This window comes from Agreia sp., assembly GCF_964263775.1.
Taxonomy (GTDB): Bacteria; Actinomycetota; Actinomycetes; order Actinomycetales; family Microbacteriaceae; genus Agreia.
This window is the reverse complement of record NZ_CAXVWM010000021.1, coordinates 1-20,069: the sequence shown is the minus strand read 5'-3', so window position 1 is coordinate 20,069 and position 20,069 is coordinate 1. Positions and strand designations below refer to the sequence as shown.

Here is a 20,069-nt window from a genome sequence, read left to right as displayed (position 1 = left end):
AACGACCCGGCGACCCGACCCGACGTAACAATCGGGCCGGGTCGCCCGCTGCACGCGAGAATGAAGTGATATGGACTGGCAGACACCCGAAGACACCGTTCCGAGCGGCTTCATCACCGATGCGCAGATCCGCTCCATCCTCGGCAAGCCCCCCGCATCGGGTGCCTGGCGCGACGGCGACCCGGTCGGCAGCCGTCAGTTCGTCTCGATCGGATCGTTCGACTTCGAGGTCGGAGCGAGCATTCCCGATGTGCGCATCGCGTACGAGACTCTCGGAATTCTCTCGCCCGCGCGCGACAACGCCGTTCTCGTACTGCACGCGTTGACCGGCGACAGCCACCTCGTCGGCGACGCGGCCCCGGGGCATCCGACCGACGGCTGGTGGAGCGGAATCGTCGGGCCGGGCCTCGCGATCGACACCGACAGGTGGTTCGTCGTCAGTCCGAACATGCTGGGCGGCTGCCAGGGAAGCACGGGGCCGGCATCCCTCGGGCCTGATGGCACGGAATGGGGTCGGGCCTTTCCCTACACGACCGTCGCAGACCAGGTGCGCTCCCAGGTCGCGTTCTCCGACGCCATCGGCATCTCACGCTGGGCGGCGGTCATCGGCGGTTCGATGGGGGGCATGCACGCGATCGAGTGGGGGGTCGCCCATCTCGAACGCATCGAGCGGCTCGCCGTCATCGCCGCCCCCGCACGCTCGAGCGCCGACCAGGTCGCGCTGAACTCGGTGCAGGTCGAGGCGATCCACATCGATCCGCGATTCGCGGGCGGCGATTACTACGACGCGGCCGACGGCGAAGGGCCCCATCGCGGCCTCGCCCTGGCCCGTCGCATGGCTCTTCTCAACTACCGCAGCCCTACGGAGTTGAACGACAGGTTCGAGCGAAGCTGGCAGTCGGGCATCAGTCCTCTGGGCCGCGACGGCCGGTTCGCCGTCGAGTCTTACCTCGACTTTCACGGCAACAAATTCACCCGGCGCTTCGATGCCAACTCGTACATCACTCTCGTGCAGGCCATGAACTCCCATGACGTGGGTCGCGGGCGCGGCGGCCTGTCGAACGCGCTGTCGAACGTGACCGTGCCCACGGTCGTGATCGGCATCGACAGCGATCGCCTCTTTCCCATCGAAGACCAGCTCGAGATTGCGCGCCATGTTCCCGGCAACATAGACGGGGTCGATGCCGTCGTCGTATCGTCGCCGTTCGGGCACGACGGGTTCCTCATCGAGAACGACGCGGTGGGGCGGCACATCAGGCGACTGCTGGATGCCTGACCCGGCGACGCGAGTCCGGCCAAGTCGAGCAAAACAAAGCCGGGCAAAAATAAAGCCGGGAGGTCGTCTTAGCAACGACACTCCCGGCGGATCCCCCCAAGTGGTTCCCTCAGGCTACGCCCCCGGTATCTGCAACACAATATGTTCAGCTCCCCCACTTCGGGGCACGAACCCGATAACATGACTGGCGTGATTGGACGCCGGTTCTCAGCAGTCGACCGGTGCCGCCCGTGCCGCTGAGCGCGAACGGGCAGCGACGATTCTTCGCCAGAACGTCGCGGCTCGTCGGGCTCTCCTTCCTCGGTGCGTCGTTTTTCGCCCTGGCCCTCGACGTGCCGGCGAACCTCGATCTCCTCACCGTGACCGTGCCGTTCTACGGGGCCATGGCCGCGGGGTTCACTATCATCGGCAGAACTCGATCACTGGCCTGGACGGCGACCGTCCTGCTGGCTGGATCCGTCACGATCGTGCTTCTGGGCATCGATGCACTCGGCCCGGGCGTGGGTTCGACCGTGAGCGCCAGCCTCATCCTCGGCTCGGGTGCCCTGCCCGCCCTCGTCATCTGCAACCTCGACGGCGCCCTGCGCATCTCCACGCTGGCGACGGGAGCCGCGCTTGCGCTCGGGGCGACGATCGTCTCCACGTGGGGCGTGCTGCCGCCCCTGCAGAGCGTGCTCTCGTTCGCCGTCGGCTGGTCGCTCCTCGCCGGCGTCACGATGTGGCTTTCCGTGACCATCTCACGCGCCCTCGCCCGCATCGCGCGACTCGGGCGGGCCCATCTCGCCGAACGGCACGCGACGGAGACCGAGGCGCAGCGCCGGCAGGGGGCAAGGCTCATGCACGACACCGTTCTCGCCACCCTGACCCTGCTCGCGCATTCGGGGGTGGGCGTCAGACGCGACGCGTTGCGGGCACAGGCGTCTGAAGACGCACGCCTGTTGCGACAGCTGCGCCTCGGGGGTACTCCGATGCCCCGGTCGTCGGGCGCCTACACCCTCGAGGCGACCGAGACGAGCGACCTCGGACACACCCTCGAGTCGGTCAAACAGCGCTTCGATCGCATGGGGCTGACGGTGTCGTGGCACGGGGCCGGCCGTCTTCTGCTGCCGAGCGACGTGCTCGATGCGTTTCTGCTCTCACTCGGCGAATGTTTAGAGAACGTTCGTCGACATTCCGGCGTCGGCGACGCGGAGGTGACCATCACGCAGGATGACACGACGGTTCGGGCGATGGTCACCGACGCCGGAGTCGGGTTCGATCTCGAGCACGTCGACGCGGCGCGACTCGGCCTCGCCGAGTCGGTGGTCGCGCGTATCAAAGAGGTGGGAGGCCGAACCAGGCTGTTCTCCGCGCCCGGTTCGGGCACCACGGTCGTTCTGGAGGTTCCGAAACTGTGACCGAGACCCGGGCGACCGGCGGTTCCATGCCCGGCGAAGATCCGAATGTGCTGAGCCGACTCGTTCGAGCACGCCAGATCGGCCCCCGGGCGGTTTCGGCCCTCCGCAACGACCTTGCCCGCGATTCCGGGCTCGGATACGGATATCTCGGGATCGGCGCGATCGTGGTCGGCTCGTTCCTGTTTCTGCACGGCCTGGCCACGTTCGTCGTCGACGTGTTCGGCGACACCCCCGACGAGGCGACCGGTCTCCGGGCCGTCGCCTGGGTCCTCCTCATCATCGCCTTCGTCGGGTCGTGCCTGCTCGCGCGCCGGTACCACGGACGCATTCCCGCCGTCGCCTTCACCTCTGCCACGGTGCTTCTAGCGCTCGGCCTGCTGGTAGAGACGTTCGCCAACGTCGGCACGCCCGAACCGATCCTGCACTCACCCACGATCTTCGGAGTCGGGGCGACTCTGCTCGCCCTGGTCGGTGCGCGCCCGGCACGGCAACTGATTCTGGCCGATGGCGTCTTCGCGGTCATCATCGCCGCCATGGTGGTCTCGGGGTTCTCCTCCGACGACTTCGCCCCCGGCCCAACGGTGCAGCTCGCAGCGACCGCCCTCCTTCCTCCGCTACTCGGTGCGGTCATCGTGAGGAGCTTCGGCACGCTCGTGCAGATGGAGCTGGATCGCTCCGTGGTCGAGAGCACGCTTCTGGCGCCCCGATTCGCATTCGGCATGCGCGCATCCGACGAACTGGCACGCCTCGACCTCGACGCGGAACACATTCTCGACGGCGTGGCCAGCGGATCCATCGAGCTCCCCCTCGATCCCGAACTGGCAGCGGCGGCATCGTCGATCGCCACCGAGCTACGCCTCCTGCTCGTGGCCGGTCGCAACGACACCTGGCTTCATCACGCCATCGAGGAGTCCGAGATCTTGGGACCCGTCGTGACTCTCACCGACCCGCGTGCACTTGCCGGGTTGCTTGAACCGAGCGAACGAGAGGGCCTGCTCTCGGCCGTCTGGCTGCTCGTGGCGAACTCGGCGCGCGTGCAGCCGACGCTGCACATCCGGATCGGGCCGCAGAACGTCGAAGCAGACGGAATCGCTCCCGATAGGATTGGGTTTCCGGTCGCACTCACGGTCGACGGCGTTCCCAGGCGGCGCATCGACCCCGCCGTGTGGCCGGCACTCGATCGTGTGGGCCATCATTCGGAGATGGTCTCAGGGGCCAGCATGACGATCGTGACGACAGTTCGTACAGTGGCACAGCAGGCCGCCGCGTAGACGGCCGGGAGGACAACCGTGACAGACTCCGCAGCACCGATCCGACTCGCGATCGTCGACGACCACCGCATGCTCCTCGGCGCACTCACGGAATGGATTCGGAACGCGGCCGACGACATCGACATGGTCGCCGCCGTCACGACCTGGCCCGATCTCCTCACTCACCACGAGTTTCCCGTCGACGTCGTTCTCCTCGACCTCGACCTCAAGGACTCGTTGCCCATCTCCGTCAAGCTCCGCACGCTGAAGACCACGGGCGTCAAGACCGTGCTCATGAGCACGTACTCCGAGCCGGCGGTCATTCGCGAGGCCATCGCCGCCGGCGCACTGGGTTACCTCGTCAAGAGCGAGGAGGCGGGAATGATCGTCGAGGCGATCCGCGCCGCCCACGCCGGCAAGCCCTTCATCTCGAGCGAACTCGACCTCGCCCTGTCGGCCGACGAGGTCGGAGGAGCACCCAAGCTCTCCGCACAGGAACGGCGCGTCATGGCCCTGTACGGCGGTGGCGAGCCCGTGAAGCAGGTCGCGCAGGCGCTCGACATCTCAGAAGAGACGGCGAAGTCCTACCTCAAGCGCATCCGCGAGAAGTACCGCGTGGCCGGCATCGATGTGGGCACGAAGGTGGCCCTGCGAAAGCGAGCAATTCAAGACGGGCTCCTCGTGCAGGTCGACTTTCACCGCACGTCGGAGCACGACCTCACCGAGTGAGCTCGTCGAGCGCGCCTTCGAGCCGCTCGATCTTGGCCGTCAGCTCGCCGCTGTAGCCGGCGCGGATGTCGGCCTTCAGCACGAGCGAGACCCTGCTGCCGAACGGAGCCACGGCATCCGTTGCCTGCTTGATGACGGCGAAGACCTCGTCCCACTCCCCCTCGATCGTCGTGAACATCGAGTCGGTGTGGTTCGGCAAACCGGAATCGCGAACGACCTTCACCGCGGCGGCGACGGCGTCGTGCACCGACCCGTCCTCCCGTCCGGTTCCGGAGGGGGCGACGGAGAATGCGACGAGCATCAGATGACCTGGCTTTCTGGGAGCGGGTGAATACGACGGACGGGGCCGTGCGCGCGCCGAAGTCGCCAGACCATATGCACGGCCAGGCCGAACAACACGACGAGCGCGGCGTTGCGCAGGGTCAGCACCACCAGCATCCACGGCTGGAGCGCGAGCAGCGCATCGTACCCGAAGGGGTAGACGATCTGGGTGACCGCGGCGATACCCGCACCGAGCGCGGCCGGAGCAACGAAGCGTCTTCCTTGTGTGGCGATGCCGAGCACCACGGGCGCCGCGATCCACAGCACGAACTGCGGTGAGCCCACCTTGTTGAAGACGAGCAGGCCGACGACGATTGCGAGGCTGAGGGGCGCGAGCAGGTGAACCGCCCTCGCTCCGCTGCGAGCCACTAACGCGCCGAGCACGAGGAGCGAGGCCGAGGACGCGACGAGAAGAGGCGTCATCAGGGCACTGGCCTCGGCGACTCCCGCCCCGACGACCTGGAACGTGTTGATCGTGGGGATGTACTGCACCGTCGCGGAGGCGGGATCGACGAGGGCGATCCACATCCACACGGTGCTGACTGGTGCCTCGATCTGGAGCCCGCGCGAGGACTGCTCGAAGATGAATCCAAGACTGTTGGCGCCGCTTCCGACAGCGAGCACGCCGAGTCCGAGAGCGACGGCCGACGCGACGAAGGCGATCGCAGCCGATCCCCGCCGGTGGATCGCCACCACGATCGCAGCGACGAGAACCGCGGGCCACACCTTGATCCAGGTCGCGATGGCGAGCAGGGCCCCGGCCACCGCCGGGCGTCGTTGCGCCACGAGCAGTGCGATCATCGAGATGGCCACCGTCGTCACGTCGATGCGGCCGAGGGCGACGGGGCCGAGAAGCAGCAGAAAGCCGATCCACCACCACGCCGCAGAGATCTTCAGCGCGCCGAGCCGGGCGCCCGGGCCGGTGCGCGCGAGAAGAAATGCGAGCACGACGGCGTTGGTGACAACCACGACCAGCAGCCATCCGATGCCGTACAGCTCGGGACCGAGCACCATCGCCGCAAGCATCGGCACCAGCGCCACGAGCGGGTAGACCCAAGGATGCGACACCCCCACGATGTCGCCGGCGAGGGCGTTCTGAACCCACGGCCTGTACTGCAGGGTCACGTCGCCCCACGGCAGGGTCGCGTGGGTGAGGCCCACGAATGCGAGCCACGCGTGCACCGCCAGGAATGCCGACCACAGAACCGCCGGTCGTCTCGCCATGGTCGCCAGCAACATCCGCACGTCGCCCATACTAGGCCGCGGCCGGCCTGTCCTCCGGAAGAAGCATCACACAGCCCGCTCCCCGAGCGCTCCCAGCAAGGCGCCACCTAGGCCTGCTTGTCTAGAGCTCCACCCACCGCACTCATCCGGACGGATCATGAAGAGAAGCTCGAGCATCGTGATCGGCGTCTCCCTTTCGATTCTTGCTCTGGGAGCCATGGCCGCTGTCGCCGGTCCCATCCTCTATCCGAACGCGTCCGCCAGCACCGCCTCGATGGTGCCGAGCGTGCTGCCGACGGTTCACGAGGAGCCGTCGCGCGTCGTATTCGACGACATCGCTCAACTCTCCGGCGAGTGGGAGATCACCGACGGATCGAGTGCGGGCTACACGGTCGGCGCCGTCGTGAACGGCTCCTCACTCGCCGTCTCGGGCACGACGGATGACGTGGCCGGGTCGGCCACCGTCGACGACGGCATGCTCATCCGCGCGACAATCGTCGTCGAGGTCGCCAGCATCTCGACCGATAATGCCACGCGTGACGCATATTTCAGGGGTCCCGCGCTCGACTGTGCCGACTACCCCACCGCGTCGTTCACGCTGTCGTCACCGGTCGCTCTCAGCGACGCGCTGGTGGCCGGGCAGCCGATGCTCGTGGCCGCGTCCGGAGAGCTGAGCCTCCACGGTGTCAGCCGCCCCGTCGACGTCTCCCTGACCGCAAGGCTGCAGAACGGGCGCCTGACCCTCGCGGGGAGCGTTCCTGTGACGTTCGACGACTACGGCGTGGCGGCTATCGATCTCGGCTACGTGCGCGTCGACGACGACGGATCGATCGACTTCACGTTCGAGGTCGCTCCGCGGTGACTCTCAGTCGGCGTCGTTTCTGAGCAGGTCCGCGATCGTGTCGCCCAGGGACTCGGCGATGTCGAGTGCGGTGATCGGCCCTCCTCCCGATGCCCTCGCGCCGGCCGCCTGGTGCAGATAGGCGGCCGTGGCCGCTACCCGCGGCAGGATGTCCGGGCCACCGTCTGCGAGAAATTCGGCGTTCGTCGCAAGAAGGGCACCGAGGATGCCGCCGAGCACGTCGCCGGATCCGGCGGTCGCCGCCCAGCTCGACGTGGCGGTCACGCTCACGCTCGCTGCACTCGGTGCGGCGACGATCGTGCGCGCCCCCTTCAGCAGAACGGTGACGCCGAAACGGTTCGCCGTCGTTCTCGCCCAGCGCACCGGGTCGTCGGAGATCGTCGCCCGCTCGACCGCGACCCCGGCCCGTGCCCACAGCGAGGCCAGCTCTCCTGCGTGGGGGGTGATGATCGTGTCGCGTCCTGCCTCCAGCACCAGGTCGAGCGCGCCGGCGTCGATCGCGCAGGGCACGCCCTGGCCGAGGGCGTCTCTCAGCGACGCGGTCTCGGCATCCGATCTCTGCCCGGCGTCGATGCCCGAGCCGAGCAGCCAGGCCTGAACTCGACCCGCCGCCGTCACGACCTCCGGCCGGCGGTGCAGCACCAGACGAGTGGGCGTGTCGGGCCCGAGGTAGCGGATCATTCCCACCCCCGTGCGAGCCGCCGCATCGACGCCGAGCACCGCCGCGCCGGGATACGCGTTCGAGCCCGTCTGAACCCCGAGCACACCCCGGCGGTACTTGTCGTCGCTGGCGCGCGGCACCCGCACGATCGACCGCGCGTCGGCGGCGGTCCATTCGATCGCATCGCCTGTTTCCACGGTCGTCTGGTCGGCTCTGTCTTCGGTCTTCTCGCTCACGAACTCCACGATAGATTGGATGGACCCCCACCCTCGACGACTTGCGGAGCCCCATGCCCATCAGCATTCCCGGCAAGGTCGTGGTCTTCGACTACGGCGAGGTCATCTCTTACTCCCCCTCCGACGCCGACCGTCAGGCGCTCCTGTCGATCGCACGGGTGCCCGAAGATGACTTCTGGCCTCCCTACTGGGCCAATCGCGACGCGCTCGACCGTGGCACTCTGCCGATTCTCGACTACTGGCTCGAGATCGCACGCCACGCGGGGGTCGACTTCAGCGAGTCGCAGATCCAACAGCTGTGGATCGCCGACTATCGCAGTTGGCTCAGCGTCAACACCGACACCTACGAGATCCTCCTTGCGCTCCGCGACGGTGGCACCCGCATCGCGCTGCTCTCGAACGCGGGCTACGACTTCGGCGGATATTTTCGCCACGGGCCCATGGGCTCGCTGTTCGAGCGCGTGTTCGTCAGCGCCGAGATGGGCAGACTCAAGCCCGAGCGGGCCATCTACCGCGATGTGCTCGACGAGTTGCAGCTCGACGCGAGCGACATGATCTTCGTCGACAACAAGGCGGTGAACGTCGACGGAGCCGCCGAGCTCGGGATCGAGGGCCACGTCTTCACCACCGCAGAACTGCTCCGCACCTTCCTCGAAGCGCGGTCCCTCACCGCTTCCGTGTCTGTGTGACCCCCACGAAAGTTCTCGCCATGAGCGGCACAGCCCTGTTCACCCCACTCGTTCTTCGCGGCATCTCACTGCGCAACCGCATCTGGGTCGCCCCCATGTGCCAGTACTCCGCCGATGCTGAAGACGGCATGACCACCGACTGGCATCTCGTGCATCTCGGGTCATTCGGCCAGGGCGGCGCCGGCCTCGTGATCTGTGAGGCCACCGCGGTCAGCCCCGAAGGGCGCATCTCCCCTCAAGATCTCGGCATCTGGAACGATGACCAGGCGCGGGGCTTCCGACGGATCACCGACTTCCTGCACTCGCAGGGCGCTGCGGCCGGCATCCAACTTGCCCACGCCGGGCGCAAGGCCTCGACGTTTCGCCCGTGGGCCGACGAGCGGGGCACGGTGCCGGTGGATGCCGGTGGCTGGCAGTCCGTGGGCCCGTCGCCCGTCGCATTCCCCGGTTATACGGCGCCGGCGGAGCTCGACTCCGGCGCCATCGACGGCGTGGTCGACGACTTCGTCGCGGCCGCGCTCCGTTCGATCGAAGCCGGATTCGACGTACTCGAGCTCCACGCGGCGCACGGCTACCTGATCCACCAATTCCTGTCGCCGCTCAGCAACGAGCGCACCGACGAATACGGAGGCAGCCTCGAGAACCGAGCCCGTCTGCTCCTTCGCATCGTCTCGGCCACCCGTGCGGCTGTCGGCGACGATGTGCCCCTGCTGGTGCGATTCTCCGCGACCGACTGGGCTGTCGATGGCTGGGACGAGCAGCAGACTTCGGTGGTCGCTCGCTGGGCTCGGGATCTCGGCGCCGATGTGTTCGACATCTCGAGCGGCGGCAACATCACCGGCGTCACCATTCCGCTGACCCCGGGGTACCAGGTTCCACTGGCCGAGTACATCGCCAGAACCGGCGATGTTGCCGTGAGCGCCGTCGGGCTCATCACCACGTCGGCGCAGGCGGCGCAGATCGTCGACGAAGGCCGCGCCGACGCCGTCATGCTCGGGCGCGAGATGCTGAGGGACCCGCACTTCGCCCTGCGGGCAGCCCACGAACTCGGGATCGAGATCGACTACTGGCCGTCGCAGTATGCGCGGGCGTCCTGGCCCGAGTAGCCCCGCGATAGTCCGGTCGATCAGATGCGCCGGGTGGCGTCTTGCACCTCGCCGACGAGCTCCTCGATGATGTCCTCGAGAAAGAGCACGCCGGTGGTGCGGCCGGACTCGGAGAACGTGCGCGCGAGATGGGCATTCGTGCGGCGCATGCTGGCCAACGCGTCTTCGAGCTCGGTCGCCTCGTACATCGAGACGAGTTGCCGGATGCGCTTCGCGGGAACCGGGCGGTCTACGTCGCTCTCGTCGAGGTCGATCACGTCTTTGAGGTGCAGGTAGCCGTCGGGGCGACCCTCTTCGTCGACCACGATGTAGCGCGAGAACCCGTGCTTCGCCACCGCGTGCTCGATCTCGGCCGGCGTCACGTGGTCGGAGAGGCTCACGAGCGATTCGAGCGGCACGGCCACGTCTTTGACGGTCTTCGACGTGAACTCGAACGCCGCGGTGAGTGCTCCCGTCTTATCGCTCAGCACGCCCTCCCGGGTCGACTGCGACACGATGGTCGACACCTCGTCGAGCGTGAACGCGCTGGCCGCCTCGTCTTTCGGCTCGACCCCGAAGAGCCGGAGGATCGAATTGGCCGTCGTGTTGAGCGCGACGATGACGAACTTGAACACGCGGGCGAGCCCGACGAGCGGCGGGGCGAGAAGCAGCACCGCGCGATCGGGCAGCGAGAACGACAGGTTCTTCGGAACCATCTCGCCGAATACGACGTGCAAAAAAGAGACGACCAGCAGCGTGATGATGAACGCGATCGTGCCGATGACCTCCTCGGGAAGCCGCGTGAGTGCGAGCGGAATTTCGAGAAGGTGATGGATCGCCGGTTCGGAGACGTTGAGGATGAGGAGCGAGCACACCGTGATGCCGAGCTGGCACATGGCGAGCATCAGGGTCGCGTGCTCCATGGCCCACAGGGCGGTCTTGGCGCTGGCCCTGCCCTGCTCCGCCAGTGGCTCGATCTGCGAGCGACGGGCGGAGATGACGGCGAACTCGGCGCCGACGAAGAATGCGTTGGCCGCCAGCAGCACGACGAGCCACACGATACCCAGCCAATCAGCCACGGTCGCTCGCCTCCCGAATTGCGTCGTCAGCCGCGAGGCCGTCGACGGGCGCCGCAGCCTCGTCTGTCGCGGTCGGCGTGAATCGGATGCGGTCGATGCGTCGACCGTCGAGTCGCACGACGGCGAGTTGCCCCGTAGGCAATTCGACCGTGTCGCCCACGACGGGCAGGCGCCCGAGTTCGCTCATCATGTATCCCGCCACCGTTTCGTAAGGTCCGTCATCGGGAACGCTGATGCCCGCCCTGTCGGCCAGTTCGTCGGGACGGAGCATTCCGGGAAACGACACCGAGTTGAGGGTCTTCACGACTCCCGCGCGGGAACGGTCGTGCTCGTCATCGAGTTCGCCGACGAGCTCCTCGACGAGATCCTCAAGCGTGACCACGCCCGCGGTTCCGCCGTATTCGTCGACCACGATCGCCATCTGGTAGCCGCGCCCGCGCAGTTCGCCGAGCAGCGAGTCGAGCTTCATGGTCTCGGGCACGCGAATCACCTTCGATGCGAGTGCCGCGGCGGGCACATCGCGGCGTCGCCCCCGAGGAACGCTGACCGCCTGCTTCACGTGAACGACGCCGACGATGTCGTCGATGTCGTCGTCGAGAACGGGAAAGCGACTGTGCCCTGTCGTGCGGGTGAGCATGATCACGTCTTCGGCACTGTCGGTGCGCTTGACGCTGGCGATGCGCGGGCGAGGCGTCATGGCGTCGGATGCCGTGTGGCCGGAGAAGAGGAGAGTGCGATTCAGCAGCGTGGCCGTATCGACGTCGAGGCTGCCCTGCAGGGCCGAGCGTCGAACGAGCGACGAGAGTTCCTCGGCCGTGCGAGCGCCCGAGAGCTCCTCTTTCGGCTCGATGCCGATCGCGCGCAGCAGTCCGTTGGCACTGTTGTTGAGCAGGCTGACTGCCGGCTTGAAGACCATCGTGAAGAGTCGCTGAAACGGGATCACCAGCTTCGCGGTCTGCAGGGGCAGCGCCAGCGCGAAGCTCTTCGGCACGAGCTCGCCGACGATCATCGACAGCAGCGTGGCGAACGCGATGGCGATCGTCGCCGAGACCGCGGGCACGACGGCCTCGGGGATGCCGACGCCCGTGAGCGGGGCGCGGAGCAGGTTGGAGATGGCCGGCTCCATCGTGTACCCGGTGAGAAGCGTTGTGAGCGTGATTCCGAGCTGGGCGCTCGAAAGGTGCGTCGAGGTGATCTTCAGGGCCGCAATCGTCGGGCCGAGTCCTGCGGCACCCCGCTTCTGCCGCGACTCGAGATCGTTCCGATCCAAGTTGACCAGCGCGAACTCGCTGGCGACGAAGATGCCGGTACCGAAGGTGAGGACGATGCCGACGCCGAACATGATCCAGTCAAGAGGCACGATGGCCACCAAAGCTGTTCAGAAGTGCGGATGGATGCGCTGAGGGAGGGTCGTCCATTGTCTCGCCAGTATACCGGCTCGCCTCAACCGCGAGCCCGGAGCTACCAGCTGACGGGCAGCGCTTTTCCCTCCTCGTATCCTGCAGCCGACTGGATTCCGACCAACGCGCGATCGCGGAACTGCGCGACGTCCGAGGCGCCCGCGTAGGTGAACGAGCTGCGCACACCAGAGGTGATCATGTCGAGCAGGTCTTCGACAGACGGGCGCAGCGGATCGAGGTAGATGCTGCTCGATGAGATGCCCTCGGCGAAGAGCGTCTTGCGGGCGAGCTCGTAGGCGTCGAGTCGACCGAACCGGTCTCTGACGGCCTTGGTCGAAGCCATGCCCCAGCTCTCTTTGAAGAGCCGGCCCGTCGCATCCGTCTTCAGCATGCCGGGCGCCTCGATCGTGCCGGCGAACCAGGAACCGATCATCACGCTCGATGCGCCGGCCGCCAGGGCCAGCGCCACGTCGCGGGGGTAGCGCACTCCCCCGTCGGCCCACACGTGCGCTCCGAGCTCGCGGGCGGCGTCTGCGGTCTCGAGAACGGCGGAGAATTGCGGGCGACCGACCGCCGTCATCATGCGGGTGGTGCACATGGCGCCCGGGCCGACCCCGACCTTGAGGATCGTCGCTCCGGCCGAGACGAGGTCGCGAACCGCCTCGGCGGTCACGATGTTGCCGGCTACGATCGGCAGTCCGAGGTTCTCGTTCGCCACCGCCTCGATGGCGCGCAGCATGCCCTCCTGGTGCCCGTGGGCCGTGTCGATGACGAGCACGTCGACGCCGGCCGAAGCGAGGGCGCGAGCCTTGGATGCCACGTCGCCGGTGATGCCGACCGCCGCGGCGACCCGGAGGCGGCCGTGCGCATCGAGAGCCGGCGTGTAGAGCGTGGAACGCAGGGCACTCGTGCGGCTCAGCGTTCCGATGACCGCGCCGTGCCGCATCACCGGAGCAAACTCGAGGTCTGCCTCGACCATGGCGTCGAATGCCTCCCGGGGCGAATCGATGTCATCGGCCGATAGCGCCGTCAGTGGATCGTGCAGCAGGTCCCCGAGCAGGGCGTCGGGCGGCGCGGAGGCGAGCCGCGCCGCGGCGATGCATCCGAGGAAGACACCGGCCGAATCGTGAAGGACGATTCCTTGGCCGGGAAGGGCCGGAACCTGGAGCAGGGCCTGCTCGACGGTGTCTGCGGGTGCGAAGTCGAATGGGGTGTCGAACTCGACGGGCTGGGCCTTCACCCAGCGGATGGCCGCATCGAGGTCTTGGAGGCGCATGTCCTGCGGAAGAACACCGAGACCGCCGCGCCGCGCGAGGCTCGCCGCGAGACGCGGGCCTGTGACGGAATTCATATTCGCGCTGACGATCGGGATGGTCGCGCCGCTGCCGTCATTCGGCGCGAGCGACACGTCGAGGCGGCTCGTCACACGCGAACGGCTCGGCACGAGGAAGACGTCCGAATATGTGAGGTCGTGGGTCGCGGTCGCGGAATAGAACTCCATGTTTTCCACGGTACTCGTTTCCGTCCGGGGCGATCCCTTCCGGGTGGCGCTCACGGCTCAGGGGATTAGGCTTGTCCTCGAACGTGTCCGGGCGCCCTCCGGCAACGATGCAGGGCGCCGACGACTGTGACGAATGCACTGAATTCAAGCGAATTGTCGATGCACGATGAAGAGAGTGGGCGATCGGGCTTGTCTAGCCAAACGACCGGAGTGGAAAACGACGAAGGATCGTCGGAGTTCGGAGCCAACGAATGGCTTGTCGAGGAACTCTACGAGCAGTTCAAGGCAGACCGCCAGTCGGTCGACGAGTCGTGGTGGCCGATCCTCGAGAGCTACCATTCGACCGCCGTCTCGAAGAACGAGAAGGCATCTCCCGTCGTCGCCGAGCAGACGCCGCCCGCGGCCACCGAGTCGGAGCAGATCGCGGAAGGCTCCGGGGCGAGCACCCCGCCCACGTCACCCGTTGCGACCGTCTCGACCGAGGCGCCCTCGGGCGCATCCGTCGCCGACCAGCGCGAGGCCCGCACGACGAGCGTCCAGGCGCGCCAGGCCCCGATCCCCGCCGAGGCGCCGGTCTCGACGCCGAAGCGTGAGGCGGCAGCCGAATCCCCCACACCCGGCGACGCCGAGAAAGACACGGTCACGCCTCTTCGGGGTATGGCCAAGACGCTCGCGACCAACATGGATGCCAGCCTGACGGTGCCGACGGCGACCAGCGTGCGATCGATACCGGCAAAGCTGCTGATCGACAATCGCATCGTGATCAACTCGAACCTCAAACGTAGTCGCGGCGGCAAGGTGTCGTTCACACACATCATCGGCTGGGCCCTCGTGCAGGCGATGAAGGAGTTCCGCAGCCAGAACGTCTTCTACGACGAGGTCGACGGTAAACCGTCGGTCGTCGCCCCCGCCCACGTCGGACTCGGCATAGCCATCGACATCCCGAAGCCAGACGGAACGCGTGCGCTGCTCGTTCCGGGCATCAAGCGCGCCGACACCATGGGGTTCAACGAGTTTCTCGGCGCCTACGAAGAACTGGTTGGCCGGGCGCGGGCGAACAAGCTCACGGCGGCCGACTTCCAGGGAACGACGATCTCGCTGACCAACCCGGGCGGCATCGGAACGGTGCACTCCGTTCCGCGCCTGATGAAGGGCCAGGGCTGCATCATCGGCGCCGGCGCCCTCGAGTACCCCGCCGAGTTCCAGGGCACCAGCCCGAAGACGCTCAACGACCTGGGCATCGGCAAGATCATCACCCTCACCAGCACCTACGACCACCGCGTCATCCAGGGCGCCGGTTCGGGCGAGTACCTGCGCAAGGTGCACGAACTGCTCATCGGCGAACGGCACTTCTACGAGAACATCTTCGCCGAGCTCCGCATCCCCTACGCGCCGATCCACTGGGCTCCCGACATCAGCGTCGACCTCTCCGACGCCGTCGACAAGACCGCCCGGGTTCAAGAACTGATCAACGCATTCCGCGTACGCGGCCACCTCATGGCCGACATCGACCCGCTCGAATACCGCCAGCGCACCCACCCCGACCTCGACATCGAGAATCACGGGCTGACCCTGTGGGATCTCGACCGAGAATTCGTGACCGGCGAGTTCGGCGCCAAGCGCAGCTCGCTGCTGCGTGACATCCTCGGGGTTCTCCGTGACTCCTACTGCCGCAAGACCGGCATCGAGTACATGCACATCCAGGATCCCGCCCAGCGCAAGTGGATCCAGGACAAGATCGAGCGGCCCTACGCCAAGCCCGGCCACGACGAGCAGATGCGCATCCTCGCCAAGCTCAACGAGGCCGAGGCGTTCGAGACGTTCCTGCAGACCAAGTACGTGGGGCAGAAGCGGTTCAGCCTCGAGGGCGGAGAGTCGACCATCGCCCTGCTCGACGCGGTCATCCAGGGCGCCGCCGACGAGGGCCTCGACGAGGTCGCGATCGGCATGGCGCACCGAGGCCGCCTCAACGTGCTCACGAATATCGCCGGCAAGACCTACGGTCAGATCTTCCGCGAGTTCGAGGGCACCCAAGACCCGCGAACGGTGCAGGGCTCCGGAGACGTCAAGTACCACCTGGGCACCGAGGGCACGTTCCACGGCAGTGACGGAACCGAGATTCCGGTCTACCTCGCCGCCAACCCCTCCCACCTCGAAGCGGCCGACGGCGTGCTCGAGGGCATCGTTCGGGCGAAACAAGACCGCAAGGCGATCGGAACCTTCTCGACGCTGCCGATCCTCATCCACGGTGATGCGGCTCTCGCCGGCCAGGGCATCGTTGCGGAGACGCTGCAGATGTCGCAACTCCGCGGATACCGCACCGGTGGCACCATCCATGTCAACATCAACAACCAGGTCGGCTTCACCACCCCCCCTGGCGAATCCCGCTCCTCGGTCTACTCCACCGACGTCGCGAAGACTATTCAGGCGCCCATTTTCCATGTCAATGGAGACGACCCCGAGTCGGTGGTGCGCGTCGCCCAGCTCGCGTTCGAGTACCGCCAGCAGTTCCACCGCGACGTCTTCATCGACCTGATCTGCTACCGCCGCCGCGGTCACAACGAGGGAGACGACCCCTCGATGACGCAGCCGCTGATGTACAACCTCATCGAGGCCAAGCGCAGTGTGCGCCGGCTCTACACCGAGTCGCTCGTCGGTCGTGGCGACATCACCGAAGAGGAGTACGAGGCCGCCCACCGCGATTTCCAGGACCGCCTCGAGCGTGCCTTCGCCGAGACGCACGCTGCGCAGACGTCGTCGATCCCGATCATCACGCCCGATGGGTCGAGTGTCGCAGACCTCGAGCTGCCCGACGCCCAGCAGAACGACGCCTCGGCCTCCGAGCCGTTCTCGACCGCCGTGTCCGAGTCCACGATCAACCAGATCGGTGACGCCTTCCAGAACAAGCCCGCAGGCTTCAGTGTTCACCCCAAGCTGCAGCAGTTGCTCAACAAGCGCCTCGAGATGAGCCGATCGGGTGGCATCGACTGGGCGTTCGCCGAGCTCCTCGCGCTGGGCTCGCTGCTGCTCGAGGGAACCCCCGTGCGGTTTGCCGGCCAAGACACGCGCCGCGGCACCTTCGTGCAGCGGCACGCCGTGCTGCACGACCGTGAGAACGGGCAGGAGTGGCTCCCCCTCGCCAACCTGGGCGAAAGCCAGGCACGATTCTGGATCTACGACTCGCTGCTGAGCGAGTACGCCGCCATGGGCTTCGAATACGGCTATTCCGTCGAAAGGCCCGACGCGCTCGTGCTTTGGGAAGCTCAGTTCGGAGACTTCGCGAACGGTGCCCAGATCGTGATCGACGAGTTCATCTCGTCGGCCGAGCAGAAATGGGCGCAGCGTTCGTCGCTCGTGCTGCTTCTTCCCCACGGCTACGAAGGACAGGGGCCGGATCACTCCTCCGCCCGGATCGAGCGCTACCTGCAGCTGTGCGCCGAGAACAACATGACGGTCGCGCGTCCCTCCACGCCGGCGTCGTACTTCCACCTGTTGCGTCGGCAGGCCTACGCTCGACCCCGCAAGCCGCTCATCGTGTTCACCCCGAAGGCGATGCTTCGACTGCGTGGCGCCACCAGTGACGTGCCTGATCTCACGACCGGAACCTTCGAGCCCGTCGTCGACGATGTGCGCATCACCGACAAGGCCTCGGTTACGCGAGTGCTGTTGCACTCCGGCAAGATCCACTACGACCTGCTCAACGAGTTGCAGAAGAAGCCCGACGACACGATCGCCCTCGTTCGACTCGAGCAGTACTACCCGGCCCCGCTCGACGAGCTGAAGTCGGTTCTGGGGCAGTATCCGAATGCCGAGGTCGTCTGGGTGCAAGACGAACCCGAGAACCAGGGCGCGTGGCCGTTCGTGGCCGTCGAGGTCGCCCCGCACCTCAAACGGTTCGTGCGCGTGATCTCGCGCCCGGCGGCAGCATCGCCCGCGGCTGGTTCGGCCAAGAGGCACGCCGTCGAACAGGCCGAACTGATCGAGCGCGCCATCCAGAAGTGACGATCAACCGGCTTCTCCAGCACACCCGACCTGTCGGGATGCGGGGAGAAGCCGGTTGTCGGTCTCTCGCTAGTGCGTGGCCTGAATCGTGCGGATGGACAGCAGCACCTGGTTGCGGAGGTCGCCGGGTGCCGTCTCGCGGCAGGCGCGCTGCACGGCCTCGGTGAGGACGCGCCCCACGTGGAGCTCGGACTCGCAGTCGGTGCATCCGGCGAGGTGCTCGCGGATATCTTCGGCATCCGTCGAGCAGAGTTCATTGTGCAGATACTCCTCGAGTTCTGCCTTGGCCTTGTCGCAACCGCAATCGGTCATTTCTTCGTGCTCCCGGTCTTCGATGCGACACGGATGCCGCGATCTGCTGCGTAGTCGGTCAGAAGTCCCCGCAGAAGCCGTCTGCCTCGATGCAGACGACTCATTACCGTGCCGACAGGGGTCTTCATGATGTCGGCGATCTCCTGGTAGGAGAAACCTTCGACGTCGGCGAAATAGACAGACAGACGAAAATCTTCGGGGATCGACTGCAGCGCGTCTTTGACCGCACTGTCGGGCAGGTGGTCGATTGCCTCGGCCTCGGCCGATCGACTCGACATGGCCGTCGCCGACTCGGCCTCGCCGAGTTGCCAGTCCTCCATGTCGGAGATGGTGCCCTTATAGGGGTCGCGCTGCTTCTTGCGATAGGTGTTGATGAACGTGTTCGTGAGAATGCGATACAGCCACGCCTTGAGGTTCGTGCCCTGCTCGAACTGGCCGAAGGCCGCATACGCCTTGACGAATGTCTCCTGCACCAGGTCTTGTGCGTCGGCCAGGTTGCGGGTCATGCGCAGGGCAGCGCCGTACAGCTGGTCGAGGAACGGTATCGCCTGTTCCTCGAACAGGTCCCGAGGATCTGGGGTCGCCGCGGGAGGAGTGTCAGGTGTGGAGTTGCTCATCAGAGCAGAGTCTACTTCTGCGAGCGCGCGTTCGGCCCAGGCCAGACCGGCGGGCTCGACCACGAAACGCGCGAGCTGCTGTGTCACCACGTCTGCATCACTCTGCCTCTCGCTCATGCGAGTGCCGGTGCGGCCCTCGATAGGATCAACAACCGCATTCGCCGCGCGGTTTATTCCGGCGTCGCGGTAATCTGGGGGGCAATGGGCATCATCAACCAACTCGATCCGCGCTTCTCTCCCTACGACGACGAGACTCCGGGGGTCGCATCCGTTCCGCCGGGAGATTCGGCTTGGCCGTCACCGACGGCTTCAGGCCCGGTCATCGCGGCTGTCGCGCTGCCTGGCTCGAAGAGCCTCACGAACAGACAGCTGGTGCTCTCCGCTCTCTCGGATTCGCCGTCGACGCTCCGAGCCCCGCTGCATTCGCGAGACACGACGTTGATGGTCGACGCCCTCCGATCCTTGGGCACGACGATCGAATCCGTTGCCGGAGACGGTCGCTTCGGCGACGACTGGATAATCACCCCCGCCGAAGAACTGCTCGGAAGCACGACGGTCGATTGCGGTCTCGCGGGAACCGTCATGCGCTTCATCCCGCCCGTCGCCGCTCTCGCCCTCGGGCCCACCGTGTTCGACGGCGACGCGGCCGCCCGGCGCAGGCCCATGGCGACGACCATCTCATCGCTTCGCTCTCTGGGCGTCGATATCGCGGACGACGGTGCCGGGGCGCTCCCCTTCACCGTGCACGGCACCGGTCGCGTCACCGGCGGCACGGTCGTCATCGACGCGTCCAGCTCGAGCCAGTTCGTGTCGGGCCTGCTGCTCTCGGCCAGCCGATTCGACGACGGACTCGTGCTGCGCCACTCGGGCGAGCGCGTCCCGAGCCAACCGCACATCGAGATGACGATCCAGGCGCTGGCAGCTCGAGGAGTGACTGTCGAGTCGCCCGAGCCGGGCGTCTGGGTGGTCGCGCCCGGTCGCATCCGGGGCCTCACCGTCGACATCGAACCCGATCTGTCGAACGCGGCGCCGTTTCTCGCCGCTGCGATCGCCACCGGCGGGCGCGTGAGCATGAGCCGCTGGCCGGCACGCACGACCCAGGTCGGCGCACACCTCGTCGACCACCTTCCTCTATTCGGCGCCACCGTGTTGCTGGCCGATGGAGTTCTCACGGTGGAAGGCGATGGCCGGATCCACGGCATCACGCTCGACCTCTCAGAGGGGGGCGAGCTCGCCCCGGCGCTTGTGGCGCTCGCTGCACTAGCCGACTCCCCCAGCGAGATCACCGGCATCGGGCATATTCGGCACCACGAGACCGACCGGCTCGCCGCCCTGGCCACAGAGATCAACGCCCTCGGCGGCGCCGTCACCGAACTCGACGACGGGCTGCGCATCGAGCCCGCCCCACTGCACGGCGGCACCTGGAAG

17 protein-coding genes are annotated in these 20,069 nt (G+C 66.8%); 9 read left to right on the top strand and 8 right to left on the bottom strand.

What is annotated here, in order from left to right; all coding sequences use genetic code 11:
* Positions 1-70 precede the first annotated feature (70 nt).
* From ACE5CZ_RS02220 to ACE5CZ_RS02205, 4 genes are all read left to right on the top strand, one after another.
* The gene (locus ACE5CZ_RS02220) at positions 71-1,276 is read left to right on the top strand and encodes a homoserine O-acetyltransferase (protein WP_374945729.1); all 1,206 of its coding nucleotides are present in this window, start codon (positions 71-73) and stop codon (positions 1,274-1,276) included.
* 230 nt (positions 1,277-1,506) lie between these two features.
* Positions 1,507-2,673 carry a sensor histidine kinase gene (locus tag ACE5CZ_RS02215; RefSeq protein WP_374945728.1) on the top strand — a complete coding sequence of 389 codons (1,167 nt, stop codon included), beginning with the start codon at positions 1,507-1,509 and terminating at the stop codon, positions 2,671-2,673.
* On the top strand, positions 2,670-3,944 hold the full coding sequence (locus ACE5CZ_RS02210; protein WP_374945727.1) for a hypothetical protein: 1,275 nt from the start codon (positions 2,670-2,672) through the stop codon (positions 3,942-3,944). The genes ACE5CZ_RS02215 and ACE5CZ_RS02210 overlap by 4 nt, the downstream gene beginning before the upstream one ends.
* 18 nt (positions 3,945-3,962) lie before the next feature.
* Positions 3,963-4,652: a response regulator gene (locus ACE5CZ_RS02205; protein ID WP_374945726.1), complete on the top strand. Its 690-nt coding sequence runs from the start codon at positions 3,963-3,965 to the stop codon at positions 4,650-4,652.
* Here ACE5CZ_RS02205 and ACE5CZ_RS02200 read toward each other — a convergent pair.
* The gene (locus tag ACE5CZ_RS02200) at positions 4,642-4,953 is read right to left on the bottom strand and encodes an MTH1187 family thiamine-binding protein (protein ID WP_374945725.1); all 312 of its coding nucleotides are present in this window, start codon (positions 4,951-4,953) and stop codon (positions 4,642-4,644) included. The genes ACE5CZ_RS02205 and ACE5CZ_RS02200 overlap by 11 nt on opposite strands.
* A complete protein-coding gene (locus ACE5CZ_RS02195; protein ID WP_374945724.1) occupies positions 4,953-6,197 on the bottom strand; it encodes a glycosyltransferase 87 family protein in 1,245 nt (414 codons plus the stop codon). Before ACE5CZ_RS02195 ends, ACE5CZ_RS02200 begins: the two co-directional genes overlap by 1 nt.
* A gap of 157 nt (positions 6,198-6,354) precedes the next feature.
* On the opposite strand from ACE5CZ_RS02195, the gene ACE5CZ_RS02190 reads away from it, so the two are divergent.
* On the top strand, positions 6,355-7,059 hold the full coding sequence (locus tag ACE5CZ_RS02190; protein WP_374945723.1) for a YceI family protein: 705 nt from the start codon (positions 6,355-6,357) through the stop codon (positions 7,057-7,059).
* A 3-nt stretch (positions 7,060-7,062) separates the two neighbouring features.
* On the opposite strand, the gene ACE5CZ_RS02185 is transcribed toward ACE5CZ_RS02190, so the two are convergent.
* A complete protein-coding gene (locus tag ACE5CZ_RS02185) occupies positions 7,063-7,956 on the bottom strand; it encodes an NAD(P)H-hydrate dehydratase (RefSeq protein WP_374945722.1) in 894 nt (297 codons plus the stop codon).
* A 53-nt stretch (positions 7,957-8,009) separates the two neighbouring features.
* Between ACE5CZ_RS02185 and ACE5CZ_RS02180 the strand changes: the two genes are divergently transcribed.
* Both ACE5CZ_RS02180 and ACE5CZ_RS02175 read left to right on the top strand, forming a co-directional pair.
* Positions 8,010-8,645, top strand: coding sequence for an HAD family hydrolase (locus tag ACE5CZ_RS02180; RefSeq protein ID WP_374945721.1), 636 nt, complete (start codon positions 8,010-8,012; stop codon positions 8,643-8,645).
* Between the two features lie 20 nt (positions 8,646-8,665).
* Complete coding sequence (locus tag ACE5CZ_RS02175) at positions 8,666-9,751, top strand: NADH:flavin oxidoreductase/NADH oxidase (RefSeq protein ID WP_374945720.1); 1,086 nt, start codon at positions 8,666-8,668, stop codon at positions 9,749-9,751.
* A 20-nt stretch (positions 9,752-9,771) separates the two neighbouring features.
* Here ACE5CZ_RS02175 and ACE5CZ_RS02170 read toward each other — a convergent pair whose 3' ends face one another.
* The 3 genes from ACE5CZ_RS02170 to ACE5CZ_RS02160 form a co-directional block, all read right to left on the bottom strand.
* Positions 9,772-10,809 carry a hemolysin family protein gene (locus ACE5CZ_RS02170; RefSeq protein WP_374945719.1) on the bottom strand — a complete coding sequence of 346 codons (1,038 nt, stop codon included), beginning with the start codon at positions 10,807-10,809 and terminating at the stop codon, positions 9,772-9,774.
* The gene (locus tag ACE5CZ_RS02165) at positions 10,802-12,151 is read right to left on the bottom strand and encodes a hemolysin family protein (RefSeq protein WP_374945774.1); all 1,350 of its coding nucleotides are present in this window, start codon (positions 12,149-12,151) and stop codon (positions 10,802-10,804) included. The genes ACE5CZ_RS02170 and ACE5CZ_RS02165 overlap by 8 nt, the downstream gene beginning before the upstream one ends.
* A 119-nt stretch (positions 12,152-12,270) precedes the next feature.
* Complete coding sequence (locus ACE5CZ_RS02160; RefSeq protein ID WP_374945718.1) at positions 12,271-13,710, bottom strand: GuaB1 family IMP dehydrogenase-related protein; 1,440 nt, start codon at positions 13,708-13,710, stop codon at positions 12,271-12,273.
* A gap of 189 nt (positions 13,711-13,899) precedes the next feature.
* Here ACE5CZ_RS02160 and ACE5CZ_RS02155 point away from each other — a divergent pair, with 189 nt between their 5' ends.
* A complete protein-coding gene (locus tag ACE5CZ_RS02155; RefSeq protein ID WP_374945717.1) occupies positions 13,900-17,712 on the top strand; it encodes a multifunctional oxoglutarate decarboxylase/oxoglutarate dehydrogenase thiamine pyrophosphate-binding subunit/dihydrolipoyllysine-residue succinyltransferase subunit in 3,813 nt (1,270 codons plus the stop codon).
* Between the two features lie 69 nt (positions 17,713-17,781).
* Here ACE5CZ_RS02155 and ACE5CZ_RS02150 read toward each other — a convergent pair whose 3' ends face one another.
* Positions 17,782-18,024, bottom strand: a complete 243-nt coding sequence (locus ACE5CZ_RS02150; protein ID WP_374945716.1) for a zf-HC2 domain-containing protein — start codon at positions 18,022-18,024, stop codon at positions 17,782-17,784.
* On the bottom strand, positions 18,021-18,641 hold the full coding sequence (locus tag ACE5CZ_RS02145; protein WP_374945773.1) for a sigma-70 family RNA polymerase sigma factor: 621 nt from the start codon (positions 18,639-18,641) through the stop codon (positions 18,021-18,023). Before ACE5CZ_RS02145 ends, ACE5CZ_RS02150 begins: the two co-directional genes overlap by 4 nt.
* A 201-nt stretch (positions 18,642-18,842) precedes the next feature.
* On the opposite strand from ACE5CZ_RS02145, the gene aroA reads away from it, so the two are divergent.
* Positions 18,843-20,069, top strand: a 1,227-nt coding sequence (gene aroA / locus ACE5CZ_RS02140) for a 3-phosphoshikimate 1-carboxyvinyltransferase (RefSeq protein ID WP_374945715.1), incomplete at its 3' end; no start/stop codon positions are given.